8 protein-coding genes and 1 tRNA gene are annotated in these 16331 nt (G+C 73.9%); 2 read left to right on the forward strand and 7 right to left on the reverse strand.

Annotation, left to right across the window (positions count from 1 at the left end; genetic code table 11):
* Nucleotides 1-18: 18 nt before the first annotated feature.
* From ACZ6TV_RS15535 to ACZ6TV_RS15550, 4 genes are read right to left on the reverse strand one after another with little or no spacing between them, the layout of a single operon-like run.
* Complete coding sequence (locus ACZ6TV_RS15535; RefSeq protein WP_465297829.1) at nucleotides 19-1632, reverse strand: amino acid adenylation domain-containing protein; 1614 nt, start codon at nucleotides 1630-1632, stop codon at nucleotides 19-21.
* Nucleotides 1629-2405: a hypothetical protein gene (locus ACZ6TV_RS15540; RefSeq protein WP_465297830.1), complete on the reverse strand. Its 777-nt coding sequence runs from the start codon at nucleotides 2403-2405 to the stop codon at nucleotides 1629-1631. The genes ACZ6TV_RS15535 and ACZ6TV_RS15540 overlap by 4 nt, the downstream gene beginning before the upstream one ends.
* Before the next feature lie 32 nt (nucleotides 2406-2437).
* The gene (locus ACZ6TV_RS15545) at nucleotides 2438-5440 is read right to left on the reverse strand and encodes a type I polyketide synthase (protein WP_465297831.1); all 3003 of its coding nucleotides are present in this window, start codon (nucleotides 5438-5440) and stop codon (nucleotides 2438-2440) included.
* Nucleotides 5437-9180, reverse strand: a complete 3744-nt coding sequence (locus ACZ6TV_RS15550; RefSeq protein ID WP_465297832.1) for an amino acid adenylation domain-containing protein — start codon at nucleotides 9178-9180, stop codon at nucleotides 5437-5439. The genes ACZ6TV_RS15545 and ACZ6TV_RS15550 overlap by 4 nt, the downstream gene beginning before the upstream one ends.
* Before the next feature lie 93 nt (nucleotides 9181-9273).
* Between ACZ6TV_RS15550 and ACZ6TV_RS15555 the strand changes: the two genes are divergently transcribed.
* Both ACZ6TV_RS15555 and ACZ6TV_RS15560 read left to right on the forward strand, forming a co-directional pair.
* Nucleotides 9274-10557 carry an MFS transporter gene (locus ACZ6TV_RS15555; protein WP_465297833.1) on the forward strand — a complete coding sequence of 428 codons (1284 nt, stop codon included), beginning with the start codon at nucleotides 9274-9276 and terminating at the stop codon, nucleotides 10555-10557.
* Nucleotides 10558-10731: 174 nt separating this feature from the next.
* Complete coding sequence (locus ACZ6TV_RS15560; protein ID WP_465297834.1) at nucleotides 10732-11781, forward strand: alpha/beta fold hydrolase; 1050 nt, start codon at nucleotides 10732-10734, stop codon at nucleotides 11779-11781.
* A gap of 200 nt (nucleotides 11782-11981) precedes the next feature.
* On the opposite strand, the gene ACZ6TV_RS15565 is transcribed toward ACZ6TV_RS15560, so the two are convergent.
* From ACZ6TV_RS15565 to ACZ6TV_RS15575, 3 genes are all read right to left on the reverse strand, one after another.
* Nucleotides 11982-12055, reverse strand: a tRNA-Met gene (locus ACZ6TV_RS15565).
* Nucleotides 12056-12167: 112 nt separating this feature from the next.
* Entirely contained in the window at nucleotides 12168-15158 is a 2991-nt protein-coding gene (locus tag ACZ6TV_RS15570) for a UPF0182 family membrane protein (protein ID WP_465297835.1), read from the reverse strand.
* Nucleotides 15159-15201: 43 nt separating this feature from the next.
* A complete protein-coding gene (locus ACZ6TV_RS15575) occupies nucleotides 15202-16227 on the reverse strand; it encodes a YlbL family protein (protein ID WP_465297836.1) in 1026 nt (341 codons plus the stop codon).
* Between the last annotated feature and the right edge of the window lie 104 nt (nucleotides 16228-16331).

Genomic DNA, 16331 nt, shown 5'->3' on the forward strand with positions numbered 1-16331 from the left:
TGTCCCTCACTCCCGTCGTCATCGCGGGCGCCGCGCGCCCTTGTCCCGGCGCGGTGGCGGCGGCAGCGCGGCCCGGTCGAGCTTGCCGTTGGCCGTGAGCGGCAGCGCGGGCAGCACCACGATCCGGGCCGGCACCAGGCCGGCCGGCAGCACCTCCGCCAGCGTCCGCCGCAGCCGGCGCTCGTCCGGCGGGTCCGTGTCGCGCGTCGTCACGTAGCCGACGAGCAGCGGCCCGGCGCCGTCGTCGCGCGCCAGTACCACCGCAGCGGTGACCGCCGGGTCGCGGCACAGCGCCGCCTCGATCTCGCCCGGTTCGATGCGCTGGCCGCGCAGCTTGATCTGGTGGTCCAGCCGGCCGAGGTACTCCAGGACGCCGTCGTCGCGCCAGCGCACGAGGTCGCCGGTGCGGTACATGCGGGACCGCGGCGACGTGCCGGACGGGTCGGGCACGAACCGCTCCACCGTCAGGTCGGGCCGGCCCAGGTACCCGCTCGCGAGCGCCGTGTCGCCACCGATGAACAGCTCGCCGGGCACCCCCGGCGGGCACGGCACCCCCTGCGGGTCGAGCACCCGCAGCACCACGTTGCTGATCGGCCGCCCGATCGGCACCGTCGCGCCGGTCTCGGCCGGCTCGCACGGCCACCAGGTCACGTCGACGGACGCTTCCGTCGGGCCGTACAGGTTGTCCAGCCGCGCCGGGTTCAGCTCACGGAAGCGGTTCACGACGGCCGGCGCCAGCACCTCCCCGCTGCAGATCACCAGGCGCAGGCCGGCGCAGCGGCGGAACTCCGGCTCCTCGAGCACCGCGCTCAGCATGCTCGGCACGAAATGCACGACCGTGACGCGTTCGCGTTCCACCAGCCGGGACAGGTACTCGGGATCCCGGTGCCCGCCGGGCTGCGCCATGACCAGGCGCGCGCCGGCGATCAGCGGCCAGAAGAGCTCCCACACCGAGACGTCGAACGTGTACGGCGTCTTGTGCAGCACCGTGTCATCCGGCGTCAGCTCGTACGTCTCCTGCATCCACAGCAGCCGATTGACGATGCCGCGGTTGGGCACCCCCACGGCCTTCGGCGTGCCGGTGGAGCCGGAGGTGTGGATGACGTACGCCAAATCCGGCCCGCTCGCCGGACCGGCGCCGGGGGTGCCGTGCGCCGGCAGCGGATCAGCACGGCGGTACACGGCGGGTCCGGACAGCTGCGCCGTCCCGGCCGCGTCCATGCGCGTGCGGACCTCGGCGGCGTTCGCCTCGTCGGCGAGGACCAGCGCCGCGCCCGACTGCGTGAGCATGGTGACCAGCCGGGCGCCCGGCTCGCCCGGATCGAGCGGCAGGTACGCGCCGCCGGCCCGCAGGATGCCGACCAGCAGCACGGACAGCTCCACGGACCGGTCCGCCGCGACGCCGACCACCGTGCCGGGGCCCACGCCGGCGGCCCGCAGCCGCGCCGCGAGCTCGTCCGCCTGTTCGAGCAGCCGGCCGTACGTCAGCGTGGCCCGCTCGTCGAGCACCGCCACGGCGTCGGGTGTGCGCCGCGCCTGCCCGGCGATCAGATCGGCCAGCGGCGACCCGTCGCGGTGGACGACCGCGCCCCGGCCGAGGTCGGCGGGCGCGACACCGAGGCCGGCGGTCACCGCTGCACCACCGCCGCCCGCTGGAGCAGCTCGCGCAGCGCGGCGCGGGACCGCGGATCGGTGAGCAACTGGTCCTCGCCGGCCGCCAGGCGGACGAGCTCGGCCGGCTCGATGCGCAGCGGCCCGGCGTGGTCCGCGCTGGTCACGACGACCGCGGCCGGATGGGTCGGCGACTGGGCCGGCGGCTGGGCCGCCGAGGCGAGCAGCAGCGCCAGCCACGCCACGTAGCGGGCGACGAGCTGCTCGCGCAGGTCCTCGACATCCTCGGCGTCCAGCCCTTCGGCGGCGGCCATGACGTCGAGGTCGGCGTGCAGCGTCGCGGCCATCGCGGCCAGCACCGCCGCGGGGTCGTCGCCCGCCGGCGGCACCGCCTCGGCCTCGGGCGCCCCGGACAGCAGGGCCTGGCGGAAGCCGAGGAAGTCGGCGCGCGCCGTGTCCGGTGCCGGCCAGGTCGGCTCCACCAGGACCAGGTCCGCGCCGATCCGGTCGGCCAGCAGGGTGGCGGTCGCCGCGGCGCTGCAGTAGCCGGCGATGCGCGGTGCGCTCAGCCCCGCCTCGGCGATGCTCCGCGTGTACCCGTCGGCCAGCAGCTCGACGCTGCGGTAGCCGCCCGCGGCCACGAGCCGGTCGATCGGGTCGATGCGGTACACCGGACCGGCGCCCGCCTCGCCGGCGAACAGCTCGCTCAGGCCGGTGCCGCTGCCGATCCGGATGAAGTCGACGATGACCAGCGGCCGGCCCACGCCGTCCGCGATCCGCTCGAAGTCGGACATGTACGTGCCTCTCCCCCGTGATGTCGGTTCGTTCAGCTCGGTCCGGCGCCCCCGGCGGCGTCCACGGTCCGGGTGCTCACCGCGTCCTCGGTCAGGGTGCTGATCGCGGACCTGGTCAGTGCGTGCACGGTCGGTGTCGCGGCGAACGCCCGCACCGAGATGCGGACCCCGAGCGTGCGGCGCAGCCGCGACAGCATCCGCACCGCCACGAGCGACTCGCCGCCGAGCTCGAAGAAGTTGGAGGCGCTCGTGATGTCGGCGACGCCGAGGGCGTCCCGCCAGGCCTGCACGATCTCTCGCTCGACCCGGTGCTCGACGGGCTCCCCGCCGTCCGCGACCGCCTCCGCCGTCGCATCGGGTGCGGCCGGCACCTCGGGTGCGGCCGGCGGGGCGGGTGCGACCGGCACTGCGGCGGGCCGGATCTCGACAGGGTCGATCCAGTGCCGGGTGCGCTGGAAGGGGTACGGCGGCAGGGCGACCCGCCGGGCCGGTCCGACGAGCCCGCCGGCCGGCCACCGCACGTCCACACCCGCGGTCCACAGCCGGCCCAGCCCACGCAGCAGCGCGCCGATGTCGTCGCCGCCCGGGCCCGCGCCGAGCGTCGGGATCACCGTCGCCGGCCGGTCCCCCGCGACCGCCCGCAGCAGCGCCGTCAGCGCCCGGCCGGGCCCGACCTCGAGCACGACCGGCCCGCGGACGGCCAGCGCGTGCTCGGCCGCGGCCCGGAACCGGACCGGCGCCCGCAGCTGGCGGGCCCAGCCGTCGCCGTCGCGGACGTGGCCGGCGGCGAGCAGGTCGCCGGTGACGGTGTCGGCCATCGGCAGGCGCAGCGGCCGGTGCTCGACGCCCCGCGCGAACGCGCGGAACCCGGCCACCGCGCCGTCGAGCAGGCTCGAGTGGAACGCCCGGTCGGCCGGCACCGCCCGGGTGCCGATGCCGCGATCGGCGAAGCGGCGCACCGCCTCGGCGACCGCGTCCGGGGCGCCGGACACGAGGGTGACCGCGGGGGCGTTGTCGGCGGCGATCTCGGCACCCGGCGGCAGCAGCGGCCGGACCGTCTCCGCGTCGGCGAGCACCGCCACCATCGCCCCGGGCGGGGTGGCGTCGACGAGCCGGCCGCGCTCGGCGAGCAGCCGCAGCGCGTCCCGCGGCTCGAAGGCGCCGGCGACACAGGCCGCGGCGTACTCGCCGACGCTGTGGCCGAGCACCAGGCCGGGACGCTGCCCCCAGGCGGCCAGCTGCTGGGCCAGCGCCCACTCGAAGATGAACAGTGCGGGCTGGGCGTACCGCGACCGGCGCGTCAGCGCCTCGGCGTCCGCGCCGCGCTCCAGCAGCACGGCGCGGACCGGCCCGCGCAGCGGCTCCGCCAGTTCGGCGAGGCATTCCTCGATCGACTCCCGGACGGCCGGCAGCAGGTCGTACACCGCCCGCGCCATCCCGGCGTGCTGGCTGCCCTGGCCGGGAAAGGCGAAGACCACCGTCGGGCGGCGGGACCCGCTCACCGCGGTGGTGCGCCGGCGCAGCGCCGTGACGAGCTCGTCGCGGTCGGCGGCGACCAGGGCGGTGCGGTGCGCCCAGGCGGTCCGCCCGACGCGGGTGGTGTGCGCGACGTCGGCGAGCGGCAGCTCCGGATGGCGCTCCAGGTGATCGGCCAGGCGCCCGGCGGCGTCGGCGGCGGCCTGCGCGGTCCGCCCGGACAGCAGCACCAGGTCGGGCCCCGCCGGTGCCGGCGGCGCGGCGACGGGCGGCGGCTCCTGCAGCACGAGGTGCGCGTTGGTGCCGCCGATGCCGAACGAGCTGACCGCGACGCGCCGCGGTCCCGGGCCGTCGGGCCACGCGCTGGCCGTGGTGTTCACCCTCAGGCGGGCCCGCGCGAACGGGGCGTCGGGGTGCGGGCCGCTGTGGTTGATGACGGGCGGCACCACGCCGTGGCGCAGCATCAGCAGCGCCTTGCACAGCCCGGCGATGCCGGCCGCGGCGTCGAGGTGGCCGATGTTCGGCTTCAGCGAGCCGAGCAGCCGGTCGGTGTCGCGGCCGGCATCGCCGAGCGCCTCGACGAGCGCCGCGACCTCGATGGCGTCGCCCATCTCGGTGCCGGTGCCGTGCGCCTCGACCACGTCGATCGTCGCCGGGTCGACGCCGGCCCGCCGATGGGCGCGGGTCAGGACGTCGACCTGGCCGTCGAGGCCGGGCGCGGTGTATCCGACCTTCGCCGAACCGTCGTTGTTGACAGCCGAGCCGAGGATCACCGCGAGGATCGGGTCGCCGTCCGCCACCGCGTCCGCCAGGCGGCGCAGCACCACGACGCCGGCGCCGTTACCCGGCACCGTCCCGGCGGCGTCGGCGGCGAACACCCGGCAGTGCCCGTCGGGCGCGCCGATGCCGTGCGGGTCGTAGGTGTAGCCGCGCTGCTGCGGCACCGACACCGCGGCGGCACCCGCCAGCGCCACGTCGGCGTCGTCGACCTGGAGACTCACGCAGGCGAGATGGACCGCGACCAGGCCCGTCGAGCACGCGGTCTGCACGCCGACCGCCGGACCGCGCAGGCCGAGGCGGTAGGCGATCCTGGTCGCCGCGTGGTCCTTCTCGTTGCCCAGCGCGACGCTCAGCCAGCCGGCGTCGCCCAGCACGTCCGCGCGCGGCTGCAGATGCCGGCTCAGGTACGTGTTGATGCCCGTGCCGGCGAAGACCGCGACCCGGCCGGTCTCCTGACCCGGCGGGCGGCCGGCGGACTCCAGCGCCTCCCAGGCGCACTCCAGCAGCAGGCGGTGCTGGGGGTCGGTGATCTCGGCCTCCCGCGGCGACATCGCGAAGAAGCCGGCGTCGAAGTCCTCCACGCCGTCGAGCACGCCACGCACCGGCACGTAGTCCCCGGCCTCGTGCTCCGGGTCCGCCCGGGCGAGCTCGGCGGCGCTGAACCGCGACACCGACTCCCGCCCGGCCAGCAGCCCGGCCCAGAACTCGTCGAGGTCGCGCGCGCCGGGGAACCGGGCCGCGACGCCGACGACCGCGATCGGCCCGGCCACCCCGGTCACCGCCCGCCCGCCTTGCTCCGCAGCTGCTCGGCGAGGGCGCGCACGGTCGGCCACCGGTACAGCTCCACCAGGGTCACCTCGACGCCCGGCAGCCGCTCGCGCAGCCCACGATGGACCTTGGACAGCCGCAGCGAGTCGCCGCCGACGTCGAAGAACGCCTCGTCGAGGTCGAAGTCGTCGGTGCCGAGGGCACCCTCCCACAGGTCGGCGACCAGCTCCTCGAGGTCGTGCAGCGGCGGCGGTACGGGCACCGCCGGCGCGACGGTCGTGGCGGTCGTGGCGGTCGCGGCGGCGGCCACGGCCCGGCCGTCGACCTTGCCGTTGGCGGTCAGCGGCAGCTCTGCCAGCACCGTCAGCCGCGACGGCACCGCGTAGGCGGGCAGGGCCTGTTCGGCGCCGCGGCGGATCTCGTCCAGCTCACCGGCGTCCGGGCCGACCACCGCGGCGACGAGCCGGCGACCGGTGTCCGGCGTGCCCTCGACCACGACGACGGCGTCGCGGACCGACGGGTGGGTCATCAGCTGCGCGGTGACCTCGGCGAGGTCGATCCGGTGCCCGGCCACCTTGACCTGCTGGTCGCGGCGGCCGAGGAAGTGCAGCCGGCCGTCGCCGTCCCACCGGGCGAGGTCACCGGTGCGGTACAGCCGCTCGCCGGTGTCCGGTGCCGGCCGGCCGAACGCGGCGCGCGTGCGCTCTGGGTCGTCCAGGTAGTCGACCGCCAGCCCGAGGCCGCCGGTGCACAGTTCGCCGATCCCGCCGGGCGGCACCAGGCCACCGCGGCTGTCGAGCACCAGCACGCTCGTCCCGGCGACCGGCCGGCCGATCGGCAGCGCGGCGGGGACCTGACCGGGGTCGGACACGTGGTGCACGGTGGTGAACGTCGTGTTCTCCGTCGGGCCGTAGCCGTTGGTGAGGCGCAGTCCCGGGCAGCGTTCCAGCACGGTCCGGGCCTGGCCGGTGGGCACGACGTCACCGCCGGTCAGCAACTGGCTCAGCCCGGCGAACGCGTCCGGCCGGTGGTCGGCCATGACCCGGAACAGCCCGGCCGTCAGCCACGCCACCTCGACCCGGCGCTCGAGCAGGAACCCGGCCAGCGCGTCGACGTCCGGTACGGCCGGCGGGAAGATCTCCAGCCGGCCGCCGGTGAGCAGCGGCACGAACAGCTCCAGCGTGGAGGCGTCGAACGCGAGCGGCGCCAGGCGCAGGAACCGCACGCCGGGGCCACGATGGATCGCGTCGGCGTCGTCGACCAGCCGCAGGACGCCGGCGTGGGTGATCCGTGCGGCCTTCGGCGTGCCGGTGGAGCCGGAGGTGAAGGCGAGGTACGCGACCGTCTCAGGCCCGCCGGCCGCCGCGGGTGTTTGTGGTGCTGGTTCGGCGCCTTGTGCCGGGTCGGCGCTTTCCGCCGCGTCTGCTTCGGCTGTTTGTTGTGCTGGTTCGGCGCCTTGTGCCGGGTCGGTGCTTTCCGCCGGGTCGGCTTCGGCTGTTTGTTGTGCTGGTTCGGTGCTTTCCGCCGGGTCGACCGTGGCGCAGCCGCTCGGGGCCAGCGCGGCGATGCGCGCGGCGGCCGCTCCCGTGCCGATGACCGCGCGCGGCCGGGCCCCGGCGAGCTGCGCGGCGAGCACGGCGTCCGGCGCGTCGCCGTCGACACCGACGTAGGTCGCGGCCAGCCGCAACGTCGCCAGGACCGCGACGACCTCGGCGGCGGAGCCCCGCACGGCGATGACGACCCGGTCGGCGGGCCGGACGCCGGACGCCGCCAGCCGGGCCGACAGCCGCTCGGCCGCGGCGCGCAGGGCGGCGTAGGACACCGTCGAACCGTCGGCGTCACCGACGGCCACCGCGTCCGGGGTCGCCGCCGCCTGCGCCGCGAACCGTTGCCACAGGCCGGCGTCCGCGGGGCTCCCGGTGCCGACGGCCGGTCCGTGCCGCCGGCGGCGCAGTTCGTCGCGCTGACGGCCGGACATCCCGCGGACCACGCCCAGCGGCGACGCGGCGGCGACCGCGGCGGCCAGATCCACCAGCGTCGCCTCGAACGCCTCGGCGAGCGCCGCCGCGCCCGCGACGTCCACGGCCACGGTGCGGTACTCCAGCGCGCACTCGGGCCGGGAACCCCAGCGCCGGACGTAGAGCATGGCGTCGAACACCGAACCGCCGCCGTGCCCCTCGTGGACGGTCACCGGCCCGCGCGGGCTCGGCAGGACCGCCGGGATCAGCTCGTCATGGGCGGCGAACCCGATCTGCGTGAGCGGGTTGCGGTCCGGGTCGCCGGCCAGCCCGCACCGCAGCACCAGCTCCTCGAACGGCACCGCCGAGGCCGCGACCGCGTCCGCGAGCGCGGTGGCCACGCCCGCCAGGTAGGCGGCGGCGGTCGCGTCGTCGTCGAGGCGGCAGCGCACCGGCACGACGCGCGTGGCGAGGCCCAGCACGGTGGCCAGCTCCGCCGTCGGGCGACCCGACACGGGCACGCCGACGAGCAGGTCGTCGGTGTCGCACCGCCTGGCCACGCACAGCGCCCAGGCGGCGAGCAGCACCGGGGTGCGGGTCACGCCGGCGGCACCGACCAGCGCGGCGACGGCCGCGACGGCGTCCGGGGACAGCTCGAACGGCAGGCGCACGCCGGTCGCGTCGCCCGGCGACCGTCCCGCCTGGCGTCCGCCGGGCAGGGCGACCACGTGCGGCGCGTCGGCGAGCGCGGCGGCCCGCGCCCGGGCGAGCTCGTCGACGGCGCCGTCCCGCCGGGCCGCGTCGACCGCCCGCGCGATCGCCAGCGGCGAGGTCGGCCCGGCGCCGGCACCCGGCCGTCCGGCTTCCGCCGGCGCCGCGTCCTCGCCCAGGTAGGCGGTGGTGAGCTCGCGCAGCAGCAGGCCGATGCTCCAGCCGTCGAGCAGCGTGTGGTGGGCGAGCACCGTGACCAGGTGCTCCGCCTGGCCGGGGAGTCCAGGGAGCCCAGGGGACCCGGGGAGTTCGGTGAGCGCGGCGAGCACGGCCGGCTCCCGCTCCGGCGCGAGCGGCTCGGCGGCGGCCAGCTGGGCATGCACCACGGACACCGGGTCGCCGGGCAGGGCGAGCCGCCCGAGGTCGAGCAGGGTCGGGCGGTGCCCCGGGACGACGCGCTGCGCCGGCTCGTCGCCGGGGTGCCCGAAGACGGTCCGCAAGGTCTCGTGCCGGTCGGCGAGCGCGTCGAGCGCGGCCCGCAGCCGGGTCCGGTCGGCGGCGCCCGGCACGCGCAGCGTGAACAGCAACCGGTACGCGGCGCCGCCGCCCTGCTCCTCCGCGACGAGCATCGCGTGCTGCGCCGGCAGCAGCGGGCGCCACGCACGGTCCGCGGTGCCCGGCGGGCCGGTCTCGGGCGGGCTCGCCGGGCCGGTCCCGGGCACCGTTTCGGCGGGCCCGACCGGGGCGCCGAGCCGCAGCGCCGAGTGCAGGGATCGGGGCCGCAGGACTTCGCCGAGATCGAGGCGCCAGCCGGCTTCCGGGCCGGCCCGGGCCACCAGTTCCACCGCTAGCAAAGACGTTCCGCCGAGCGCGGCGAATGACAACGTATTGTCGTCGAAAAGTGCGTCCACTGGTCGTTGCAGCACTTCGGAACACAGCCGCAACAAAGCAGACGGCAGCGCATCTGACACTGTGATGGGTCCCCCGACTACCTCCGGAATCCCGCCGGAGCAGCACTGCGGCGACGAGTCCGGGCCCCGTAAATGACGATCAAGCTCGATGCAACCGTAGTTAATGGACATCACTATCTATATCGTCGATCACCAGATTACAATACCCGAGGTGCCTGTCAAGGCATTGAAGCCAAGCAGTCCATGACACGGGGGAGATGTCACGTGACCGCAGCTGAATCGTCCACTGTGGACGATCAAAAGACCCCTGGCCGGTCACGGCTCGGCGCATTGCTGCCGGACAAGGGCGCCCCGCGCATCCTCGCCGGGGCCCAGCTCGCCGGCAGCGTCGGCGCGGGCCTCTACCTCGCCAGCGCACCGGTCTACTTCCTGCACGCGGCCGACCTGCGGCCCGGCCAGGTCGGCCTGGGCCTGTCGGTGGCCGGGTTGGCCGGCCTCGTCGTCGGGGTGGTCGCGGGCCGGCTGGCCGACCGGTACGGCGCCCGGCGGATGGCGGTGCTGTTCGTGCTGTCCCAGGCGGCCCTCGTGGTCTGCCTCGCGGCGATCGACTCGTTCTGGTTGTTCGCGCCGCTGGTGGCCCTGGTGAGCGCGGCCGAGCAGGCGTGGGACGTCAGCCGCGACGGCATGATCGCCGCGGTGATGACCGGTCGCGACAGGGTGCGGGTCTCGGCGTATCTCCGCAGCGTCTTCAACGCCGGTTTCACCTTCGGTGTGCTGCTGGCGGGTCTGGTACTGGCGGCCGCGAGCACAGCGGCGTACATGGCGATGCTCGCCACCGTGGCGGGGTGCGCGGTCACCGTCGCCGTGCTGTACCTGCTGCTGCCGCCGTGGCCACGCCCCGCGCAACCACCCGCGGCCGCCGGCCGGCGGCGCGCCCTGGCCGACCTGCCCTACCTGCTGGTGGCCCAGGTCAGCTGCCTGACCCGGCTCGGCGAGACCATCCTGCTCATCGGCATCCCGCTGTGGATCGTCTCGAGCACCGACGTGCCCCGGCCGCTCGCCGCCTGGATCACCGGCATCAACACCGTCCTCGTGGTCGCGCTGCAGGTGCGGGTCTCCCGCGCCGGCAACGACGTGCCGTCCGCGGCCCGCCTGCAGCGGTTCGCCTTCATCCTGCTCGCCGTCGCGTGCCCGATCGTGGCGCTCAGCGGGCGGCTGCCGGTCGTGCCGGCGACGGCCGTCCTCGTCCTCGCGGCGGTCGTGCTCACTCTCGCGGAGCTGACCGGCGAGACCGCCCGGTGGACCCTGCAGTTCGGTCTCGCACCGGACCACGCCCAGGGCTCGTACGCCGGCGCGTTCCGGCTCGGCCAGGCACTGCCGACCGTGGCGGGCCCCGCCGTCGTCACCGCGCTCTCCGGCGACCTGGGCACCGTCGGCTGGCTGATCCTCAGCGCCGTCATGATCGTGGCGATGGCCGCGAGCGGCCCCGCGGTGGCCTGGGCGCAGCGCACCCGCCCGGCCGCCGTGCCCGCGGAGGTGGCGGCATGAGCGGCCCGGAGCGCAGCGCAGGAGCCGCGAATCAGCATTGCAGCTTCGGCTCAGGCCGACGCCGGAGCGCAGCGGAGGTGGCGGCATGAGCGGCCCGGAGCGCAGCGCAGGAGCCGCGAATCAGCATTGCAGGTCTGGCTCAGGCCGACGCCGGAGCGCAGCGGAGGTGGCGGCATGAGCGGGGTGTCCACCGCGCCGCGGGATCGGACGGAGCTGGTGCTGCTCGACATCTGGCGCCGGCAGCTGAGCCGGCCGCAGCTGGGCCTGCACGACGACTACTTCGCCGCCGGCGGTACCTCGCTGGGTGCCGTCCGGCTGCTCACCGAGGTCCGGCGGCGCACCGGGGTGCGGCTGCCGTTGAAGGCCATCGTCACGACCAACACGGTCGCCGCCATGGCGGCCAGGCTGCGCGACGGCGCCGAGGAGCGGCCGGGCGCCCCGGTGCAGGTCAGAGCGGGCGATCGGCGGCCTGTGATCGCCTGCGTGCATCCGATCGGTGGCAGCGTGCTGTGGTACCGCCACCTCGCCGACGCGCTGCCGGCCGGCTTCCCGTGCGTGGGTCTGGAGGCCCGGGCGCTCGATCCGCGCCTGTCCCCCGACCCGGACATCCCCGCGATGGCCCGCAACTACCTGGCCGAGCTGACCGTCGACCACCGCCCCGGGGACATCGTGCTCGTCGGCTACTCCTTCGGCGGCCTGGTCGCCTTCGAGATGGCCCACCGGCTCGCCGCCGCCGGGTCACCGCCGGCGGCCGTCGTCCTGCTCGACACGGCGGTGACCCGGCGCGAGCAGCCGCCCTCGTCCCGGGCCCGGCTGCTGTGGTCGCTGGTGAACCACAACTTCGGCCTGGACCTCTCGGCCGACGAGCTGGCCGCCCTGCCGCCGGAGGAGCTTCCGGAGCGCATCATGGCGGAGGCGGTGCGCCGGGGTGTGCTCCCGGCCGGGTTCGGCCTGGACCGCCTGCGCCGCATCATCGAGATCTACCCGACCAACGCCGAGGCCGAGCGCCGGTACCGCCTGCCGGTCTACCCGGGTCCCGTCGACATCGTGCGGCCGCGGGAGGCCAGGGTCGACGGGGAGAGTCTGGAGCTCTGGGGTGAGCACGCCGCGTCGGTGCGGGTGCACGACGTGCCCGGCAGTCATCTGGACCTGCTCGCGCCGGGCAACGTCGCCGGCACCGCAGCCGTGATCGCCGACTGGTTGCGCACCCACGGCCACGCGTGAGGTCGTGCCGCGCCGACGGGTTGCGACACCGCGCCGGCCCAACGCGGTTGGCTGGATCACACCGGGCGCGAGCCGATGGGCCGTCCCGGTCGCCCGGGAACGACCACCGTGCCCGGGTCATGACGGGGCCGCGCCCGGAAGGAGATCGAAAAACGCGGCCCCCGAATCCGGGAACCGCGTCCTGACCTGCACGTTCTTTGTAGCGGGGACAGGATTTGAACCTGCGACCTCTGGGTTATGAGCCCAGCGAGCTACCGAGCTGCTCCACCCCGCGTCGGTTTCTAAAGGTTAGCGCATGCCGGTCATGTCTTCCAAATCGCTTACGGGTGACCGTGTCCGGCATCACGGAGGGCCGCCGCACCGGGGTGCGGCGGCCCTTTCCGCCGTCAGCCTGAGGGTGCCGGGGTGACCGTCACCGTCGCCGACGGATTGGTGCTCGCCGACGCGCTCGGGCCGGCGCTCGGTGAGGCGCCAGCGGACGGCGTCGCCGCCTTCACCGCCGCCTCGTAGCGCCCGATCGCGTCCTGGAGGGCCTTGAGCGCCCGGCCGTACCCCTCGAAGTCCCCGGCGACCTGCGCCGCCTTCAGGTCCGCGATCGCCTTGTTCATGTCGGCGATCGCCGCCTGCACCGCCGGCGATCCGGGCTGGCCGCTGGTGTTCGGCACGGTCGGCTCGGAGTTGTCGCCGGTGCTCGGCACGGGCGCCTGGCCGGTCGCCTGTTTCACCAGCTCACCCAGCCCGTCGGCGAGGTTGTTGGCGTAGGCCTTGTAGTTCGGCCCGTAGGCGACCAGGACCTTCTGCAGCGTCGGGAACGTCTTGTCGCTCTTCGTCCGCAGATAGATCGGCTCCACGTACAGCATGCCCTCGGCGACCGGCAGCGTGAGCAGGTTGCCGTAGATCACCTCGGAGTTGTTGGAGCTGAACTGGGTCAGCTCGCGTCTCGCGTCGGCGATACCGGTCATCGTGCTGTGCATCTGCGCCGGGCCCTGGATCGCCGTGTCCGGCGGCAGTTCCAGGATCTCGAAGACCGGTTTGCCGTCGACGTACGACGCGGACATCAGCGCGGCCAGGTTGCCGCGGCTGCGCGGCGCGAGCGCCGTGGTGAGCTGGAACCGGGATTTGTCCTGGTAGGGCAGCTTGGCCACGATGTAGTACGGCGGCTGGTCGGCCGTCGGGTTCGCCGGGTTCTTCGGCACCTCCCAGAAGTCCTGGCCGGAGAAGAACCCGTTCGGCGTGGTGACGTGGAAGCGGCTGAGCAGGTCCCGCTGGACCTTGAACTGGTCCTCCGGGTAGCGCAGGTGGTCCATGAGCTGCGCCGGGATCGCCGAGCGCGGCTTGACCAGCTTGTTGCCGAACGCCTTGTTCCACGCCTTCAGGATCGGGTCGCTCTCGTCGAACGCGTAGAGGCTGACCTCACCGCTGTACGCGTCGACGGTCGCCTTCACCGAGTTGCGCAGGTAGGACACGTCCTGGCGCGGCTCGGGGAACATCCGGCCGCTGGTGGAGGAGTCCTGGATCGCGGTGTTCCAGTCGATGCGCTGCGCGTACGGGTACGTGGCCGAGGTCGTGTACCCGTCGATGATCCACTGGATCTTGCCGTCGACGACCGCCGGGTACGGGTCGTTGTCCAGCGTCAGGAACGGCGCGATCTTGCGGACCCGGTCCTCGGGGTTGCGCACGTAGAGCACCTTCGAGTTCTCGTTGAAGACCCCCGAGAGCAGGAAGTTCGTCTCGCGCAGCTGGGCGGCGTACAGCAGGCGGCGCCAGTACGAGCCGACCGGGACGCCGCCGGCGCCCTCGTAGCTGGAGTACTGGTCGCCGGCCTCGGCGGTCGGCCGGTCGAACTCGGCGTTGCTGGCGCCGGCCGCCTTGCCGGTGATCGCGTAGACGTCGCCCATCTGCTCGCCGTAGTAGATCCGCGGCTCCTTGACCGGGATCAGGTCCTGCTGCGACGCGCACTGCTGGCCCTGGTCGCCGACCGGCTTGGACTGGTTGGTGAGGAAGCCGGAGACGTAGAACGGCTGCCCGTTGCAGACGACCTGGTTGGCCGGCGCGGCGACGAACCCGTAACCGTGGGTGTAGACCGAGTGCCGGTTCTGCCAGTTGTTCTGCTGCAGCTGGGAGTAGTTGATCTCACGGACGCCGACGACGTAGTCCTGGGTCTTGCCGCCGATGGTGTACCGGTCGATGTCCAGCTTCGGGTTGAACTCGTAGAAGCCGCGGACCTGCTGCTGCTGCGTGTAGGTCTCGCCGACGACGGTCGGGTCGAGCAGGCGGATGTTGCCGACCGTCTCGTCGTACGACGGCAGGTTCGTCGGCGGCTCCTGGTTGCGCGACGCGTACGGCTTGACCTCGACGGTGTTCAACCCGTAGGCCATCCTGGTGGCGTCGATGCTGCGCTGGAAGTACTGCGCCTCCTTCTGCAGCTGGCTCGGCTTGACGGTGAACGACTGCACCGCCGCCGGGTAGATCCCGCCCACCGCGACCGCGGACAGGGCCAGCAGGCCGAGGGCGAGCCCGGGCCAGACGAGGTTGCGCATGAAGGCGTTGGAGAACACCAGGATCGCGATCGCGACGACGATCGAGATCCAGGCGAGGATCTCCTTCGCCGGCAGCAGCGCGTTGATGTTGGTGTAGCCGGCGCCGTACAGCTCCTGGGTGGGGAACTTGTCGAGCAGCAGGCCGCGCCGGTCCAGGTAGTACGCGGCGGCCTTGAGCAGCACGAACGTGGCGACCAACGCGGTCAGGTGGGCGCGCGCCGCGGTCGTCATGCGCTCGCCGGCGCCCTGCAGCCGCACGCCGCCGAAGAGGTAGTGCAGGGCCAGGGCGCCCAGCAGCGAGAAGACCACCGCGGTGAAGGCGACGCCCAGCACGTACCGCCAGAACGGGTACTCGAACACGTAGAAGCTCAGGTCGGCGCCGAACTCGGCGTCCTTCTGCCCGAACGGCGTGCTGTTGGTGAACAGCAGCCACTCCTGCCAGTGCCCCTGCGCCGACAGGCCGGAGAACAGGCCGATCAGCCCGGCGACCGCGAAGACCCAGATCGTCATGTGCGGCAGCAGGAAGAGCCGGTAGCGGTCGAGCGCGTGCTGCTCGGCGGAGTGCGGCCGCAGCAGCGGCCTGGTCCGGTAGGCCAGGTAGAGGTTGCCGGCGATGACGAGCCCGACCGCCGCCCCGAAGATCAGGAACATCCACAGGCGGGTCGTGAGCACCGTCGAGAAGACGCCGGTGTATTTGACCTCGGAGAACCACAGGTAGTCGGTCCAGGCCCCGACGACCCGGTCGAAGAGGGTGAAGAGCAGGAAGACGACCGCCAGCACGACGATCGTGACCCGACCACGTCGGCTCACCCTGGTCATCGGATTACGCATTACCACGGTCGGCTCCGCCCGTTCGCGTATGGAAACCCGTTCAGCGTAGTCATGGACCACACACGGCTGGTGTCTGACCGGCCCGCAACTGCTCCAGCGCGGCGAGCGCGTCGTCGGCGGTGCTGACCTTGATCAATGGCAGGCCCGGCTGGGCATTGGCGACGGCCTCCGCGCAGTTGGCCGCCGGGGTGAGGAAGAACTTGGCCTTCGCCGCCTTCGCCGCGACCAGCTTCTGCGGGATGCCGCCGATCGGCCCGACGTTGCCCTCGTCGTCGATGGTGCCCGTCCCGGCGATGATGATCCCGCCGGTCAGGTCCTCTTCCTTGATGGTGTCGATGATGCCGAGCGTGAACATCAGCCCGGCCGACGGCCCGCCGATGCGGTCCAGCTGGATCGACAGCGTGAAGGGGTGCGGCTGGGACGACTTGACCGTGACCCCGAGCCGCGGCGTGCCGTCGTCGGCGGCCTTCGTCGCCACGGTCGCCGTGCGCTTCTCCGCGCCGCGCGTGTATTCGACCTGCCGCGCGGTGCCGGCCGGCTCGGCCCGGACCAGCTCGGTGAGCTTCACCAGCGACGTCACCGGCTTGCCGTCGATGCCGGTGATCACATCGCCCTTCGCCAGCTGGCCCTCGGCCGGGAAGCCCGCGGACACCTCGTCGACCGTCACCAGGACCGGATAGCCGAGCTTGCGCAGCGCGACCGTCTCCGCCGAGGACTGCGACGCCTGGAAGTCCTTCTTGTTGTCCTCCTCGACCTGCTGCTCCGTGCGGTTGGGCGGGTAGATCAGCTCACGCGGCACCACCGCGCGGTCCTTCTGCCACCAGCCGATCATCGCCTCGAGCAAGGTCATCTGCGGCTGCACCGACACCGTGGTCATCCGCAGCTGCCCCGCCGACTTCGTGATCGGTGCGCCGTCGACATTGATGATCGGCTTGCCGTCGTCGCCGGCGCCGAGCGTGTTGTAGGTCGGTCCGGGCCCCATTTCGACGTAGGGCACCTGCAACACGGTCGTCTGCCAGGACAGCAACAGCAGCAGCAACGCGCCGACCAACACGGTCACGCCACGACGTCTCATGGCGGCGAGCCTAGCGCTCTCAGTTTTCGTACACCGGAAGCGAGTACCTTTGGGACATGCCCGCAGACATCCCGTTCGGTTTCGGACCGCCCGGCGGAGAGGTG

The organism is Dactylosporangium sp. NPDC051087, assembly GCF_055586325.1.

Bases quoted from the DNA above. Each gene is read 5' to 3' on its own strand.
- ACZ6TV_RS15540 (WP_465297830.1), bottom strand. From the start codon at position 2,405: ATGTCCGACTTCGAGCGGATCGCGGACGGCGTGGGCCGGCCGCTGGTC.
- ACZ6TV_RS15550 (WP_465297832.1), bottom strand. From the start codon at position 9,180: ATGTCCATTAACTACGGTTGCATCGAGCTTGATCGTCATTTACGGGGC.
- ACZ6TV_RS15560 (WP_465297834.1), top strand. From the start codon at position 10,732: ATGAGCGGGGTGTCCACCGCGCCGCGGGATCGGACGGAGCTGGTGCTG.
- ACZ6TV_RS15575 (WP_465297836.1), bottom strand. From the start codon at position 16,227: ATGAGACGTCGTGGCGTGACCGTGTTGGTCGGCGCGTTGCTGCTGCTG.